The following is a 14429-nucleotide window of genomic DNA, read 5'->3' on the forward strand; positions in this document are numbered from 1 at the left end:
TGTAGAATGGCGACATGCCCACAAGACGTGTATATGCCGCCTGTCGATCTGAACATTTAAAGGAAGAACCATGCGCGCCCTGCAACTGCTCGATGACCGCAAGCTCGAAATCACCGACATTCCGGAACCGGAAGCACCCGGCCCGGGCGAGGTGACGTTGCGCGTCAAGGCGGTTGCGCTCAACCATATCGACGTCTGGGGCTGGCGCGGCATGGCATTCGCCAAGCGCAAGATGCCGCTCGTCATCGGCGCCGAGGCAGCAGGCGTCGTCGACAGCATCGGTCCCGGTGTTTCAAGCGTGCTTCCGGGCCAGCTCGTCTCGATCTACGGCGCGCGCACCTGCGGCCTCTGCCGTCCGTGCAAGGAAGGCCGCGACAACCTCTGCGAACATGTCGGCGGCGTTCACGGCTTCCACCTCGACGGCTTCGCACAGGAGAAGATCAACCTGCCGGCGCGCCTGCTGGTACCGGCACCTCCGGGCGTCGACGCGGTCGCCGCAGCCCTTGCTCCGGTCACCTTCGGTACCGTCGAGCACATGCTGTTCGACAACGCCAAGCTTGAGCCCGGCGAGACCATCCTCGTGCATGCTGGCGGTTCCGGCATCGGCTCGGCGGCGATCCAGCTTGCCAAGAAGATCGGCTGCACCGTGATCACCACCGTCGGCTCCGACGACAAGATCGAGAAGGCCAAGGCGCTCGGCGCCGATCACGTCATCAACTACCGCACCGACCGCTTCGAGGGCGTGGTGCGCAAGCTTACCAAGAAGAAGGGCGTCGACGTCGTGTTCGAGCACGTCGGCAAGGACACCTGGGCGGGCTCGATGCTCTGCATGAAGCGCGGCGGCCGTCTCGTTACCTGCGGCTCCACCTCGGGCGTGTCCACCGACATGAACCTGATGATGCTGTTCCAGCAGCAGCTGAAGCTGCTCGGCTCCTTCGGCTGCCGCATGGAAAACATGGCGAACGCCATGCAGAAGATGGCGCGCGGCCTCGTACATCCGGTCATCGACACCGAAATCGGCCTGGACGAGATCGACCGCGCGCTGGAGCGCATGGAATCGCGCCAGATCTTCGGCAAGATCATCCTGAAGATGGATTGATCGACGTGCGCATGCTGATCACACGGCTGGTGCTGGCGGCGGATCGTTTCCGCCAGTGGCTGATTGCGCAGTTCGTGTTTCTGCTTTTGACGATCCTGAAGATGTTTCCCGCTGACGGCGCGATCAACTTCATGGATCGCGCCCTGCGGTTCATCGGCCCGAAGACCAGCCGTCAGAAGCTGACGCTGACGAACCTGCGCAATGCATTCCCGGAAAAGAGCGAAGCGGAGATCGAGCAGATCGCGCTCGAAAGTTGGGGCAACATGGGCCGCATGGCGGCCGAATACGTGTTCCTCGACCGTCTCTTCGATTTCGACCCGGAGCGCACGACGCCCGGGCGCATCGAAGTCTCGGGCATTCCCTTGTTCCTCGAGCTTCGCGACAATCCGCGCCCCTTCATCGTCTTTACCGCGCACAGTGGCAATTTCGAAATGCTGCCGGTCGCCGGCTCAGCCTTCGGGCTCGACGTGACGGTGCTGTTCCGGCCGCCGAACAACCCATACGTGGCCGAAAAGGTCTTCAACTTCCGCGCCGAACGCATGGGCAAGCTCGTGCCGTCGCATGCGGGCTCGTCCTTTGCGCTCGCCCGCCAGCTGGAGCGCGGCCAGGGCGTCGGGGTTCTCGTCGACCAGAAGTTCCGCAAGGGTCTAAAGACCAAGTTCTTCGGCCAGGACGTGCAGACCAACCCGCTGCTCGCCAAGCTCGTCCGCCAGTTCAACTGCGAGGTCTATCCGGCCCGCTGCATCCGCTTGCCGGGTGGCCGTTTCCGCCTGGAGATCGAACCGGCGATCGCCATCCCACGCAAGGCCGACGGCAGCGTCGACGTGACCGCTACGGCGCAGGTTCTGAACGACAAGGTGGAAAGCTGGGTGAGGGAGTATCCCGGCCAATGGCTCTGGTATCACGACCGCTGGCACATCAAGCGCTACCTGAAAGACTGATTCTCGTTCGCCCGCGACCCCAGCCTGATTGCGTCTTGCGCAAGCAGACTTGATCTTCCTGCAAGCCCGGCACCCCGTGTGCCGGGCTTTGCGTTTTGCCAAGTACGCGGGGGGCATCGGCGCCGATCTTCCCTCGAAAACGTGCGTAAACGTTAAGTTTTTCTTTCTGCTGTTGAACGCTATCGCAATGAGTGTAAACTTATGCCTGTCGCGTGAGAAAATGCCTGCAAGCGCTTTGGATGACCCGAGCAGTGCGGTTTTACGCGGAAGTGGTGGGGGAAACGTCAAGAACCAGATCAGTGTCCTGAGCATCTACGCCTGTTTTGTAAGTGCATCGAAGCGGTTTTGCCGTGGGGGAATTGGGGTTTCGAATTGAACGCACTGATTGAGCTGTTCTGGTTCAAATATTCGCAGCTGCAGTATGCCGTTCGTACGGCAGACGAGCATTTGATCAGCATTCTGGATCGCGAATTGGATCCGATCTTGAGATCCGTCTACGACGAGAAGGCGGTGAGCGTCGAAGATGCCCGGCTTCAGTTTCAGTTCCTGATCGACATTCTGCGCGTCGAAGCCGACGACATTTCCTGCGTGCTGCGCCATTCGCAGTTGCTGCAATCGCTGATCAATCGCTACTTCGCGGCGACCGGTGCGGAGAACCTCGCCGACCTGCAACTGGAGCGCCTGCCGGCGCAGCCGAACAAGGGCAGGGCGGACGAAGGATTGCTCAACGAGGCGATCCTCGACAGCTTCCCGGACCGGCTTGCGGTGATCACGCCCGACTACCGCTATCTTTACACCAATCCGCGCAATGCCGAGCATCTGGAAAGCCGCCCGATGGACCTGATCGGCCGGCATATCGTCGAGTTCATCGGCATCCAGCGGTTCGAGCTTCGGGTGAAATCCTATCTCGACCGGTGTTTCGCCGGCGAGGTGGTGGACTACACCTTCGCCAAGACGGTCGACGCGCGCACGGTCGTCGTGCGCTGCCGGCTGACGCCGTGCATGTCGAGCACCGGCAAGCTCATCGGCGCTATTCTAGTGATCCAGGAACATGCCGACCGCCGCCGCGCGATCGCGGCCTGAGGCGCCGGTTCCGGCGGTATCAATCGAAAATGCATGAGGGGATGCGCGGCCGGGTAACGGCCGCCTTGCATGTCCACCTGCCGCGAAGGCCGGTTCACCCGACCGGCGCGGTGATGCTGCGCAGACATTCCTGCTCGAAGCCGACGTGCCGCCTGAGGCTCGTGAAGAAGCCGCGCAGCATGTAGCCGGCGGTCTCGGCATTGACCGTCTGGTCGGCAGCGCCGAGGCGCTCCAGCATTTCGGTCAGCTCCTCGGCGAAGCACTCGTCCTCGCAATGTTCGTATTTCAGCCGCTCCAGCGTCGCGCCGAGCGTCGGATCGCCGCGGTAGGTGCGTTCGATCCAGGAGAAGACGAGGTTTTCTTCGCCCGAGTGCATCTCGCGGATCAGCGGCTCCAGCACCTTTGCGGCATAGAGGCATTTCTGCCGGTCGATTTCCGCAGGCAGGCTGTCGGCGATTTCCTCCAGGCAATTGCAGAGCGCAAGCTGCTCCTCGTGGGCGCGGGCAAGCCAGGCAAACGGCTCGGCCACGGACTCCCGCCGGGGGGCCGGGTCCAGCCGGCTGCGGATTCGTCCGTCTTCAAAAGTCTTTTTCATCGGCTTCAGACGCCAGCTCCCACGGCGCTCCCTATTGTTTGCCGAGGATGATCCAAACGAGGTGACAAAGCCTTGATCTGAATCAAGGCCGGGCTGCCCCGATTCTGACACTTTCGGGCAAGCTGCGGTGACACCCCTCGTTTCGGGGTGTTGTCGCGTGCGTTCGGATAAAGTTGGGGACCCAACCATGAAATACACATTCGAGATGATCCTGCTCGGGGTCGGTGCATTCCTGGCGCTTGTCGGCGCCGGGTTTGCCCAGGACCGGCACTTCGAAGCCCATATGTGGGTGCTGTTCTTCACGCTTCTTGCCGGCACCATCCTCCTGATGCGCCGCATCGAGTTCAGCCCGGCTTCCGCGGGCAGGGCGTCACCGCCGCCACCCCAGTCGGAGTATTTTGACGAGGTGGTCAAGTACGGCGTGATCGCCACCGTCTTTTGGGGCGTCGTCGGTTTTCTCGTCGGTGTCGTGGTTGCACTCCAGCTTGCCTTCCCGGACCTCAACATCGAGCCCTGGTTCAACTTCGGCCGCATGCGGCCGTTGCACACCTCGGCGGTGATCTTCGCCTTCGGCGGCAACGCGCTGATCGCAACGTCCTTCTACATCGTCCAGCGCACCAGCCGTGCCCGCCTTTTCGGCGGCAATCTCGGCTGGTTCGTGTTCTGGGGCTACCAGCTCTTCATCATCATGGCCGCCACCGGCTATCTGCTGGGCATCACCCAGTCGAAGGAATACGCGGAGCCGGAATGGTATGTGGACCTGTGGCTGACGATCGTCTGGGTCGCCTATCTCGCCGTCTTTCTCGGCACGCTGCTGACGCGCAAGGAGCCGCATATCTATGTGGCCAACTGGTTCTACCTCGCCTTCATCGTCACGATCGCGATGCTGCACATCGTCAACAACCTGGCGGTTCCGGTCTCCTTCCTCGGCTCCAAGAGCTACTCGGCCTTTGCCGGGGTGCAGGATGCGCTGACGCAATGGTGGTACGGGCATAATGCCGTCGGCTTCTTCCTGACGGCCGGCTTCCTGGGCATGATGTATTACTTCATTCCGAAGCAGGCCAATCGCCCTGTTTACTCCTACCGCCTGTCGATCATCCACTTCTGGTCGCTGATCTTCATGTACATCTGGGCGGGTCCGCACCACCTCCACTACACCGCGCTGCCCGACTGGGCGCAGACGCTCGGCATGGTGTTCTCGGTCATGCTCTGGATGCCCTCCTGGGGCGGCATGATCAACGGCCTGATGACGCTCTCGGGCGCCTGGGACAAGATCCGTACCGACCCGATCATCCGCATGATGGTCATGGCCGTTGCCTTCTACGGCATGGCGACCTTCGAAGGTCCGATGATGTCGATCAAGACGGTCAACTCGCTCAGCCACTACACCGACTGGACCATCGGCCACGTGCATTCCGGCGCGCTCGGCTGGAACGGCCTCATCACCTTCGGCGCGATCTACTATCTCGTTCCGAAGCTGTGGAACCGCGAGCGCCTCTACAGCGTGCGCATGGTCAACTGGCACTTCTGGCTCGCCACCCTCGGCATCGTCGTCTACGCGGCGGTCATGTGGGTTGCCGGCATCCAGCAGGGCCTGATGTGGCGCGAGTACGACGACCAGGGCTTCCTCGTCTATTCCTTCGCGGAATCGGTCGCGGCCATGGTTCCCTACTACGTGCTGCGTGCCCTTGGCGGCGCACTCTTCCTCGCCGGAGCTCTGCTCATGGCCTTCAACGTAACCATGACCATCCTCGGCCGCGTGCGCGATGAAGCCCCGATCTTCGGTGCGACGCCCGCGCTCAAGGCTGCGGAATAGGAGGGCATAGAGAATGTCCATTCTCGACAAACACGCGACGCTCGAACGCAACGCGACCCTGCTGCTCGTCGGCTCGCTGCTCGTCGTCTCCGTCGGCGGCATCGTGGAAATCGCGCCGCTCTTCTACCTCGAAAACACCATCGAGAAGGTGGAGGGCATGCGTCCCTATTCGCCGCTGGAGCTTGCCGGCCGCGACATCTATGTGCGTGAAGGCTGCTATGTCTGTCACAGCCAGATGATCCGCCCGTTCCGCGACGAAGTGGAGCGCTACGGTCACTACTCGCTGGCGGCGGAATCCATGTACGACCATCCGTTCCAGTGGGGCTCCAAGCGCACTGGGCCGGACCTGGCGCGCGTCGGCGACCGCTACTCCAACGAGTGGCACGTGCAGCACATGATCGAGCCGCGCTCGGTGGTGCCGGAATCGGTGATGCCGAGCTACGCCTTCCTCAAGGCGACGCCGCTCGATGTGAACAACATCGCCGCGAACCTCAAGGCCAACAAGGCGGTCGGCGTGCCCTACACGGACGAGATGATCGACAACGCGCTTGCCGACATCAAGGCGCAGGCAGATCCGAACGCCGACACGTCCGGCGTCGAGGGCCGCTATCCGAAGGCCAAGCTCGGCGACTTCGACGGCGATCCGCAGAAGCTGACGGAGATGGACGCGCTCATCGCTTATCTGCAGATGCTCGGCACGCTGGTCGACTTCTCCACCTACGACGACACCACCGGCTATCGCTAAGGAGACCGCACCATGGAAACCTACACGGCCATGCGCCAGTTCGCCGATAGCTGGGCGCTCCTTGCCATGACGCTCTTTTTCCTGGGCGTCGTCGCCTTCATCTTCCGGCCCGGCGCCAAGAAGGCCGCCGATGATGCCGCAGCCATCCCCCTGAAGGAGGATTAATAGAATGGCGGACAAACACGTCGACGAAATCAGCGGCGTCGAGACCACCGGCCACGAATGGGACGGTATCCGCGAGCTTAACAACCCGATGCCGCGCTGGTGGGTCTATACCTTCTACGCGACCATCGTCTGGGCGGTGGGCTACATGATCGTCTATCCGGCCGTGCCGCTTCTGACCGACGCCACCAAGGGCGTGCTCGGCTATTCGAGCCGCGCCGAGGTGAGTGCGGAGCTTGCCAGCGCCAAGGCGGCGCAGGCAGGCAACCTCGAGAAAATCGCGTCGAGCTCGCTCGCCGACATCATGGCCGATCCGCAGTTGCAGCACTTCGCCGTTTCCGGCGGCGCGTCGGCCTTCAAGGTCAACTGCGCCCAGTGCCACGGCTCGGGTGCGGCCGGTTCTGCCGGCTTCCCGAACCTGAACGACGACGACTGGCTCTGGGGTGGCAAGCCCGAAGAGATCTACCAGACGATCGCCCACGGCATCCGCTATAACGGCGACGACGACACCCGCGTCTCGGAAATGCCGTCCTTCGCGGAAATCCTGCAGCCGGAAGAGATCAAGCAGACGGCGGCCTATGTCGTCAGCCTCACCGGCACGCCGTCGGATGCCTCCATGGTAGAGCCGGGCAAGGCGCTGTTTGAGGCAAACTGCGCCTCCTGCCACGGTGCCGACGCCAAGGGCAACCGCGAGTTCGGCGCGCCCAACCTTGCCGATGCGCTGTGGCTCAACGGCTCGAGCGAACAGGCGATCGTCGCCCAGATGAAGGCGCCCAAGCACGGCGTCATGCCCGCCTGGCTGCCGCGCCTCGGCGACACCACCGTCAAGCAGCTCGCCATCTTCGTGCATTCGCTGGGTGGCGGCGAATAAGAGGAACGAGGGGCTTGCGGACCTGCCACTCATCCGTAGGTGATGGTGGCGCCCCTCATCCGGCTGCCGGCACCTTCTCCCCGCCAGGCGGGGAGAAGGGCGCAAGCCGCGCTAGCCTCGCCAGGTTAAAAGTATGGTTGGCGATGGAGCCGCCCATCACGTTCTTGAGTGGGCTACCGCTCAGACTTTTCAGGCTTGATGCCGGGCGGGTGACCCCAGCGTTCCTCTCCCCGCCAGGCGGGGAGAGATGTCCGGCTGGACAGTGAGGGGCAGCTCTCATCCATCCAGTCGAAAAGGCCGCGCCAAAGGGCGCGGCCTTTTTCATCTGGAGCGTTTCGTCATTGAGGGGAGATGTCAATGAATTGGCCGACGTGTCCTCTCAAGATCTCGCCTTTTCGCCGACACGCCTTCGCAACGAAACCACGGCCAGCGTCGCCATGATCGCGATGGCGACGGCGCAAACGGCGGCGGCTGCGTTGAAGCCGGTCATGAAGGCGGCCTGGGCTTGCTCCAGCATGCCCGCCGGTAGCTCGGTCGCGACGGATACGGCGCCGGCGAGGCTGTCCGACAGCCTGTCGCCGATCTCGCCGGGGATCAGCGTCTGGCCGGCCATTTCGATGCGGTAGACGGCGGTGGTCAGGCTGCCGAGCGTGGCGATGCCGACGGCAAGGCCGAGTTCCTGCACCACTTCGGAGAGGGCCGAGGCCGAACCGGCCTTTTCGGCGGGCGCTGCACTGACGACGAGATCGGTGCCAAGCGCGGCAATGGTTCCAAGGCCGAGATAGACGAGCGCAAATGCGGCGGTTACCAGCCCGACCCCGTATGGCGTATGGCCGAGCTGGGCGAGCAGGAGGTAGCCGACCACGGAGAGCGCCAGCGCCGCTGCGATCACGGGGCCGGGGCCGAAGCGCCTGGCGATGAGCGGTGCGGTGATGCCGGCCAAAAGCATGGCGAGCGCCGAGGGGCCCATTCTCAGGCCCGCCGACAGCGGAGAAAGCCCGACGACGAGCTGCAGATACTGGGTGACGAGCAGCATCGTGCCGCCGACAGCCGTCAAGCCGATCAGGAGGATCAGCAGCGCTGTGCGGAAGGCGCGATCTGAGAAGAGCTCGAGGTCGATCAGCGGGCTTCGCAGGCGGCGTTGTCGCCGGATGAAGAGGAGCGTGGCGACGAGGCCGACGGTCAGGCCGAGCGTGGCGCCGAGCCCAAGGCCATCCTTGGCGACCTGCTTGATGCCGTAGACGATGGGCAGCAGCCCCGCCAGCGACAGCGCCACACTGGCCATGTCCAGGCGGTCCGATTGCGGGGCACGATATTCCGGCAGCAGAAACGGCGCGACGATGAGCAGCAGCCCGACGATCGGCAGTGCGACGAGGAAGGCGGCCCCCCACCAGTACCGTTCGAGCAGGATGCCGCCGACGATCGGTCCCGCGGCCATGCCGAGCGCGAACATGGTCGCCCAGACGCCGATCGCAAGCGCGCGCTGGTGCGGGTTCAGAAACATGTTGCTGATCAGCGCCAGGGTCGGCGGCATCAGCGTTGCGCCGGCAACGCCGAGTGCCGCGCGTGCAGTGATCAGCATGGTAGCGCTGGTGGAATAGGCCGAAAGCACCGAGGCGACGCCGAAGGCGGCCGCGCCCAGCATCAGGAGCTTGCGGCGACCGATGCGGTCGCCGAGCGTTCCCATGGTGATCAGAAAGCCGGCGATCATGAAACCGTAGGCATCGACGATCCAGAGCGCCTGGGTGCTGGTGGGCTTCAGATCCGCCGCGAGCGCCGGCAAAGCGAGATGCAGCAGCGTCAGGTCGAGCCCGAGCAGGATGGTGGGGAGCGCGAGCAGGGCGAGCCCGGCCCATTCTCGCAGGCCCGCGCGCGTTTCACCGGGATCGGCATGGTCGGTGAGGTGGGATGGTCGGTCGCTGAGAATTGTCAAAAGTGGCCTCCGTCTTCGCTTGGGCTGGTTGCGGAGACCACATCTTCAGGGCACAATCATCCTGTTACAATTTAAGTATTTATCCTATTACTGAGAGCAATAGCGTGAACGAACGAAGTCTTGAGCGAAGCAAGAACGAGCTGTCGGAGTTTTTGACGAGACACAGGGCGAAGCTGACGCCGGCCGATGCCGGCCTTGCCTTCACCGGGCGGCGGCGCACCCCGGGCCTCAGGCGGGAGGAGGTGGCAGCGCTCGCCGGTGTCGGGCTCACCTGGTACACGTGGTTCGAGCAAGGGCGCGACATCAAAGTGTCGGAGGCGTTCCTGCTGAATGTGGCGCGAGCGCTGAAGCTCGACGACGCCGAATGCAGCCATCTGTTCCTGCTTGCCCACAAGCGGCCGCCACCGCCGGAGGCACATCATCGCGTTACCGTTTCGCCGCTGATCCAGACGTTGCTGGACGAGCTCACGGTCCGGCCGGCCCATGTGATCAACCTGCGCTGGGATGTCGTTGCCTGGAACGCTGCGGCAGACGCTCTGTTCGGCTTTAGCGCCCGGCAGCCGGAGCTTGGCAATATCCTGCAAATGGTGTTTGCCGATCCCGAGATACGGAGGCGCATGCCTGCCTGGCGCGAGGACGCGCCGAAGCTGCTTGCCCAGTTCCGATACGATTTTGCCGTGGCGCCGGATGATCCGTCGATGCTGGCCCTGGTCGAAAGCCTGAAGGACCTGTCGGCCGATTTCAGGCGCTGGTGGGCAGCGCCCGGCGGTGACGAGGTCCGTCGCGGGATTGGGTCCCTGATCGATGCCGGGGCCGGGCGCCTGCGTTTCCGCCACGAGACGTTGGTTGTGGACGAGCACCGGCATCTGCGGATGGTGGTTTACTTCGCCGAGCCGGCGCTTGCCTGATGGCGACGCCCGAAGCGGCAGGCGCCGGGCCTTCTTATTCGAGGGCTGCGGCGATGGTGGCGCCGACCACGACGCTCGATAGCGCCGTGCCGAGCAGCAGCGAGGTGTTGACCGGCTTTCTCACGACCGTGCCGAAGTTGAAAAGGTTCATCGGCAGGAGGTGAAAACCGCCGCTTTCCGGCTTGCTCGACGGCGCTTCCATGAAGCACTCATCGTCGAACCAGATCCAGTCGTCGCGCCAGGTCCAGCAGCCGTGCTGGCGATAGATGTTTGCCACCTGCTCGGCGAAGCCCTTGTCGGCGGGCAGACGGATATAGTCTTGCGGCCTGCGGCTGAAATACTGCATGGCGAGCGGCATGGAGCGCTCGGTGCAATAGTTCGACATCCAGAGCTTGAAGCCGATCTCGTCGCGTAGCCGGTCGAGCACCCGGAAGACCTGCACGTGATCCTCATGGCCGTATTCGCCCCAGGGATTGTGGGTGAAGACGTTCATGTCGGGCTTCAGGAGCGGCAGCAGCGTGCGATAGAGCGTTTCGTAATTGTCCCGGTAAGCCTGGGCGATCGGCCGGGTGGAGTGGCGGAAGCTGCCGGGCATGATCTGCGACAGCGATTTCTTGACGATGCGCTTGGCTTCGCGGCGTGTGCCTTCGGTGCCGAACTCCATTCCGAAGGGACCGGGCTTCGGGTTCGTCCAGTCGGCGCAATCGAAGGAGCCGGTTTCTTCCATTTCCAGAAAGCGCACGTTGCCGCGCGGGTAGGCCTTGATCGCAGCGGCGCGTGCGTCGCCCATCTGCGGCTCCGACCAGATATCGCGGTAAAGGATGATCACCTCGTCGACTTTTCGAAGGATCGAGGTGAACCACAGCAACTCGTCATCGGGATGGGCGCCGATGATGACGGAGTTCTTCAGAAAATCATGCGTGTCGGCCATGCTCTTGCGCGCCCTCGTGTTCGTCGCGCGCAATTCTGACGTGTAGAGATTAAACCGGCGTAAAGCCGGAGCGCGTGTCCACAGGGAAGCGGTGCGGTCGTAGGGCCACCGCCCTCCTGGCCTGACCCTCCCGGCAATTTACTGCGCAGACCAGACCGCCAGTTCGTAACCATCCGGGTCGGCGAAATGAAAGCGCCTTCCGCCAGGGAAGGTGAAGATCGGCTTGACGATCCTGCCGCCGGCCTTTTCGACGCGGGCGAGCATATCCTCGAGCTTGTCGGCATAGACGATGATCAGCGGTCCGCCGCTGCCGACGGGGCCGGTGGTGGTAAAGCCGCCGGTCAGTCGGCCGTCCTGGAATTCGCAATATTCCGGGCCGTAGTCGGTGAAGGTCCAGCCGAAGGCGCTGCCGTAGAAGGCCTTGGTGGCGGCGATGTCGGAGACATTGAACTCGACATAGTCGATGCGGCTGTCGTTGCCCTTGTTACCCATTTTTCTACCTGTCTTCTCCGGATTCCATGATCGATTTCAAGGTGGCGAGATCCTTCGCCACCCAGCCGGCATCGCCGGCAAATTGTTCTGCGCTCATGCCCGGCTGCCGCAGAAGCGTGAACATCACCTCCGCACCGTCGCCGTTCGGCACGACGCGCAGCGCATTGTGGACCTCTGTGCCGTCTTCCAGCGTGACGAGATGGTCGGTGACGCCGAAGGCGTTGTCAGGCGCAAAGCGCACGCGGGCATTACCGAGCGGACCCGGCGCCAGCCAGTGATCACCCTCGCGGGTCAAGCCCGACGACAGGCCGGACGCCCAGCGCGGCATGTTCTCGGGCTTTGCCATGAAGGCATAGACGTCGCGCCAGTCGCGGTCGATGGTGATGTGAACGATCTTTGCTTCAAGTGTTGCCATGCTTTGTTCTCCTGCATGACGGAGTAGCACGGGTCGCCCGACCGGTCTTGAACGAAACGGCCAGTCAGGCCGCCCGCCGGTCACCGACGAGCTGGCGGCGGATTTCGGCGGGTGAGAGCGAGGTCAGCTGCCTGGCCTCGCGCGACAGATGCGCCTGGTCGGCATAGCCGGCATCGAGCGCAAGCAGGCCGAGCGTGGCGGAGGGGTCCCTTTGGCAAGCCCCGAGGAAGCGCTGCAGGCGCAGGATGCGGTCGAGCGTCTTGGCGCCGTAGCCGAAATGCTCGTGGCAGCGGCGCCTCAGCGTCCTTTCACTGGTGCCGGTGACGGCAGCGAGGGCGCGGATGGGGTTGTTGTCGGACGAGCCATGGCTCTGCCGCAGATGGGCGAGGGTGGCGGCGATATCGCCTGATGGCGGCGAGACGGCCGGCAGGCGCTCAAGCACCGCTTCCGTGAGCATCTCGGCGCGGCGGACCGAATCGGGCGCGTCCTCAATCCTGGTTTCGAGTTTGCGCGCGGCTGGACCCCAGAAGGCGTCGAGCGGAACGACCTCGCCGATGATCTGCGAAAGCGATGTGTGCAGGAAGGATGCCGCGATGCCCGGGCGGAAGCGCAGGCCGATGATGTCGGTGCCGGGCGCGAAGACGGGGAAGGCGGCCACCCGGTCGGGCCCGGCAACCGCCAGGCCGTGCCTGGACCAGAGGATATCGACACAGCCGTCGGGTACGACCGCGATGGGTGCGGCCGTCCCCTCCGGCAATTGGTGGCGCCAGAGGCATTCGACATGGCCGACGAGTGCGCCGGGCGCGGCATACTCTCGATAGATACCGCGCCGCTTGGCCAGTGTCGGCTCTGTCGGAGCCGGCTCCGTCTGTCTCAGCGGCCCGTGGGCGCCGTCCATGCCTTGTCCTCCACGTTTCGGACCGTGCCGGCCGCCTCTTGGCGCGACCAGATCTCGCCGTCGATCTGGCCCTGCAGCTCCGGATAGTCGGCCGCATGGAACACCGGGTCGAGACCCTGCCGGCGCTGGGCGAAATAGTCCTTCGTCAGTTTGGCAATGGTACCGGAGAGGAGCACGATGGCAATGAGGTTGATCGTTGCCATCAGCCCCATCGAGGCGTCTGCCGCGTCGAACACGGTGGTGATGCTTTCGGACGCGCCCCAGACGACCATGACGAGCACGGCGCAGCGCATGACCAGAACGCCGACGCGATTGGCGCCGCCGAGATAGGTGAGCGCATTCTCCGCATAGGAATAGTTGCCGATGATCGAGGTGAAGGCGAAGAAGAAGATCGCGATGGCAATGAAGTAGCTGCCGGCCCAGCCGATATGCACGTTCATGGCCGCTTGCGTCAGCTGCGTTCCGGTGACGCCGGAACCGGGTTCCAAGGTGCCCGACAGCAGGATCATGACCGAGGTCGCGGTGCAGATCAGGATCGTATCGATGAAGACGCCGAGCGACTGCACGAAGCCCTGCGACGCCGGGTGATGCGGCACGGGCGTAGCGACGGCCGCGATGTTCGGGGCCGAGCCCATCCCGGCTTCGTTGGAAAACAAGCCACGCTTGACGCCGTTCATCATCGCAGCCGTGACGCCGCCGGCGACACCGCCTGCCGCTTCCTGCAGGCCAAAGGCGCTGGAGATGATCGTCCACAGCACGCTCGGCACGATCGACGCGTTGACGACGAGCACGTAGATCGCGGTCAGGAGATAGGCGATCGCCATGAAGGGCACGACGATTTCGGCGACGCGGGCGATCTGGCGGATGCCGCCGAAGATGACGATGCCGGAGATGGTCGCAACCGCGATACCGACGGCGATCTTGGGCACACCGAACGCACCCTGGACGGCGTCCGCGATGGAATTGGCCTGCACGGCGTTGAAGACGAGGCCGAAGGAGAGGATCAGGCAGACGGAGAAGATCGTCGCCGCCCAGGGCGCGTTAAGGCCGCGGGCGATGTAGAAGGCGGGACCGCCGCGATATTGACCGTTTTCGTTGCGCACCTTGTAGAGCTGCGCCAGCGCGCTTTCCGCATAGGCCGTCGCCATGCCGACGAGCGCCACCATCCACATCCAGAAGGTGGCACCGGGACCACCGAGATAGAGCGCAACGGCAACGCCGGCGAGGTTGCCGGTGCCGACGCGCGAGGCGAGGCTGACGGTCAGCGCCTGGAACGGGCTGATACCGGCCGCATCCTTCGAGCCGCCGCTGCTTAAGACCCGGAACATCTCGCCGAAATGCACGATCTGCGGAAAGCCGAGGCGCAGGGTGAAGTAGATGCCGACGGCGAGCAGGCCGTAGATCAGCACGTAGCCCCAAAAGATCGTGTTCAGAAAGCCGATGATCGTGTCCATGCGGTTCCTCATTGGTATTGCAAGGTGTGGTGATGTGGCGAACCGCGGTGCGGATCGGATGGGAAAGGCCGTTTACTACTTTTGGG

15 protein-coding genes are annotated in these 14429 nt (G+C 63.7%); 8 read left to right on the forward strand and 7 right to left on the reverse strand.

The genetic code is table 11. From position 1 onward, the window contains the following. Positions 1-70 precede the first annotated feature (70 nt). The 3 genes from OVA00_RS28120 to OVA00_RS28130 all read left to right on the forward strand — a co-directional run bounded on the left by OVA00_RS28120 (position 71) and on the right by OVA00_RS28130 (position 3123). Positions 71-1099 carry a zinc-binding dehydrogenase gene (locus OVA00_RS28120; protein ID WP_034788322.1) on the forward strand — a complete coding sequence of 343 codons (1029 nt, stop codon included), beginning with the start codon at positions 71-73 and terminating at the stop codon, positions 1097-1099. Positions 1100-1110: 11 nt separating this feature from the next. Further along, entirely contained in the window at positions 1111-2040 is a 930-nt protein-coding gene (locus OVA00_RS28125) for a lipid A biosynthesis lauroyl acyltransferase (RefSeq protein WP_034788563.1), read from the forward strand. Positions 2041-2412: 372 nt separating this feature from the next. Continuing rightward, complete coding sequence (locus OVA00_RS28130) at positions 2413-3123, forward strand: PAS domain-containing protein (protein ID WP_034788334.1); 711 nt, start codon at positions 2413-2415, stop codon at positions 3121-3123. Between the two features lie 94 nt (positions 3124-3217). Here OVA00_RS28130 and OVA00_RS28135 read toward each other — a convergent pair whose 3' ends face one another. Then, the gene (locus tag OVA00_RS28135; protein ID WP_051659130.1) at positions 3218-3718 is read right to left on the reverse strand and encodes a hemerythrin domain-containing protein; all 501 of its coding nucleotides are present in this window, start codon (positions 3716-3718) and stop codon (positions 3218-3220) included. 187 nt (positions 3719-3905) lie between these two features. On the opposite strand from OVA00_RS28135, the gene ccoN reads away from it, so the two are divergent. The 4 genes from ccoN to ccoP are packed head-to-tail and all read left to right on the forward strand — an operon-like array spanning position 3906 to position 7312. Beyond that, on the forward strand, positions 3906-5534 hold the full coding sequence (gene ccoN / locus OVA00_RS28140) for a cytochrome-c oxidase, cbb3-type subunit I (RefSeq protein ID WP_034788365.1): 1629 nt from the start codon (positions 3906-3908) through the stop codon (positions 5532-5534). 13 nt (positions 5535-5547) lie between these two features. Then, complete coding sequence (gene ccoO, locus OVA00_RS28145) at positions 5548-6279, forward strand: cytochrome-c oxidase, cbb3-type subunit II (RefSeq protein WP_034788367.1); 732 nt, start codon at positions 5548-5550, stop codon at positions 6277-6279. 12 nt (positions 6280-6291) lie between these two features. Next, complete coding sequence (locus tag OVA00_RS28150) at positions 6292-6444, forward strand: CcoQ/FixQ family Cbb3-type cytochrome c oxidase assembly chaperone (RefSeq protein ID WP_034788377.1); 153 nt, start codon at positions 6292-6294, stop codon at positions 6442-6444. A gap of 4 nt (positions 6445-6448) precedes the next feature. Further along, positions 6449-7312 (forward strand): cytochrome-c oxidase, cbb3-type subunit III, encoded by an 864-nt coding sequence (gene ccoP / locus OVA00_RS28155; RefSeq protein WP_060520625.1) that lies wholly within the window; start codon positions 6449-6451, stop codon positions 7310-7312. Positions 7313-7691: 379 nt separating this feature from the next. Here the strand turns inward: ccoP and OVA00_RS28160 are convergent, their stop codons facing one another. Continuing rightward, positions 7692-9245 (reverse strand): MFS transporter, encoded by a 1554-nt coding sequence (locus tag OVA00_RS28160; RefSeq protein WP_112976543.1) that lies wholly within the window; start codon positions 9243-9245, stop codon positions 7692-7694. Positions 9246-9349: 104 nt separating this feature from the next. On the opposite strand from OVA00_RS28160, the gene OVA00_RS28165 reads away from it, so the two are divergent. Beyond that, positions 9350-10153 carry a helix-turn-helix transcriptional regulator gene (locus tag OVA00_RS28165; RefSeq protein ID WP_268090035.1) on the forward strand — a complete coding sequence of 268 codons (804 nt, stop codon included), beginning with the start codon at positions 9350-9352 and terminating at the stop codon, positions 10151-10153. 34 nt (positions 10154-10187) lie between these two features. Here OVA00_RS28165 and OVA00_RS28170 read toward each other — a convergent pair whose 3' ends face one another. From OVA00_RS28170 to OVA00_RS28190, 5 genes are all read right to left on the reverse strand, one after another. Further along, on the reverse strand, positions 10188-11084 hold the full coding sequence (locus OVA00_RS28170; protein WP_060520627.1) for a hypothetical protein: 897 nt from the start codon (positions 11082-11084) through the stop codon (positions 10188-10190). 138 nt (positions 11085-11222) lie between these two features. After that, complete coding sequence (locus tag OVA00_RS28175; protein WP_134886563.1) at positions 11223-11576, reverse strand: VOC family protein; 354 nt, start codon at positions 11574-11576, stop codon at positions 11223-11225. 4 nt (positions 11577-11580) lie between these two features. After that, the gene (locus OVA00_RS28180) at positions 11581-11991 is read right to left on the reverse strand and encodes an SRPBCC family protein (RefSeq protein WP_112984362.1); all 411 of its coding nucleotides are present in this window, start codon (positions 11989-11991) and stop codon (positions 11581-11583) included. Positions 11992-12055: 64 nt separating this feature from the next. Continuing rightward, positions 12056-12889, reverse strand: coding sequence for a helix-turn-helix domain-containing protein (locus OVA00_RS28185; protein ID WP_268090036.1), 834 nt, complete (start codon positions 12887-12889; stop codon positions 12056-12058). Then, complete coding sequence (locus OVA00_RS28190; RefSeq protein ID WP_192438191.1) at positions 12865-14343, reverse strand: alanine/glycine:cation symporter family protein; 1479 nt, start codon at positions 14341-14343, stop codon at positions 12865-12867. The genes OVA00_RS28185 and OVA00_RS28190 overlap by 25 nt, the downstream gene beginning before the upstream one ends. Positions 14344-14429 lie beyond the last annotated feature (86 nt).

The organism is Ensifer sp. SL37 (assembly GCF_026672675.1).
Taxonomy (GTDB): Bacteria; Pseudomonadota; Alphaproteobacteria; order Rhizobiales; family Rhizobiaceae; genus Ensifer; species Ensifer adhaerens.

Excerpts from the sequence above, each read along its gene's own strand:
- ccoN (WP_034788365.1), top strand. The coding sequence starts at position 3,906 with ATGAAATACACATTCGAGATGATCCTGCTCGGGGTCGGTGCATTCCTG.
- OVA00_RS28180 (WP_112984362.1), bottom strand. The coding sequence starts at position 11,991 with ATGGCAACACTTGAAGCAAAGATCGTTCACATCACCATCGACCGCGAC.
- ccoP (WP_060520625.1), top strand. The coding sequence starts at position 6,449 with ATGGCGGACAAACACGTCGACGAAATCAGCGGCGTCGAGACCACCGGC.
- OVA00_RS28190 (WP_192438191.1), bottom strand. The coding sequence starts at position 14,343 with ATGGACACGATCATCGGCTTTCTGAACACGATCTTTTGGGGCTACGTG.
- OVA00_RS28170 (WP_060520627.1), bottom strand. The coding sequence starts at position 11,084 with ATGGCCGACACGCATGATTTTCTGAAGAACTCCGTCATCATCGGCGCC.
- OVA00_RS28175 (WP_134886563.1), bottom strand. The coding sequence starts at position 11,576 with ATGGGTAACAAGGGCAACGACAGCCGCATCGACTATGTCGAGTTCAAT.
- OVA00_RS28125 (WP_034788563.1), top strand. The coding sequence starts at position 1,111 with ATGCTGATCACACGGCTGGTGCTGGCGGCGGATCGTTTCCGCCAGTGG.
- ccoO (WP_034788367.1), top strand. The coding sequence starts at position 5,548 with ATGTCCATTCTCGACAAACACGCGACGCTCGAACGCAACGCGACCCTG.
- OVA00_RS28150 (WP_034788377.1), top strand. The coding sequence starts at position 6,292 with ATGGAAACCTACACGGCCATGCGCCAGTTCGCCGATAGCTGGGCGCTC.
- OVA00_RS28185 (WP_268090036.1), bottom strand. The coding sequence starts at position 12,889 with ATGGACGGCGCCCACGGGCCGCTGAGACAGACGGAGCCGGCTCCGACA.
- OVA00_RS28135 (WP_051659130.1), bottom strand. The coding sequence starts at position 3,718 with ATGAAAAAGACTTTTGAAGACGGACGAATCCGCAGCCGGCTGGACCCG.
- OVA00_RS28120 (WP_034788322.1), top strand. The coding sequence starts at position 71 with ATGCGCGCCCTGCAACTGCTCGATGACCGCAAGCTCGAAATCACCGAC.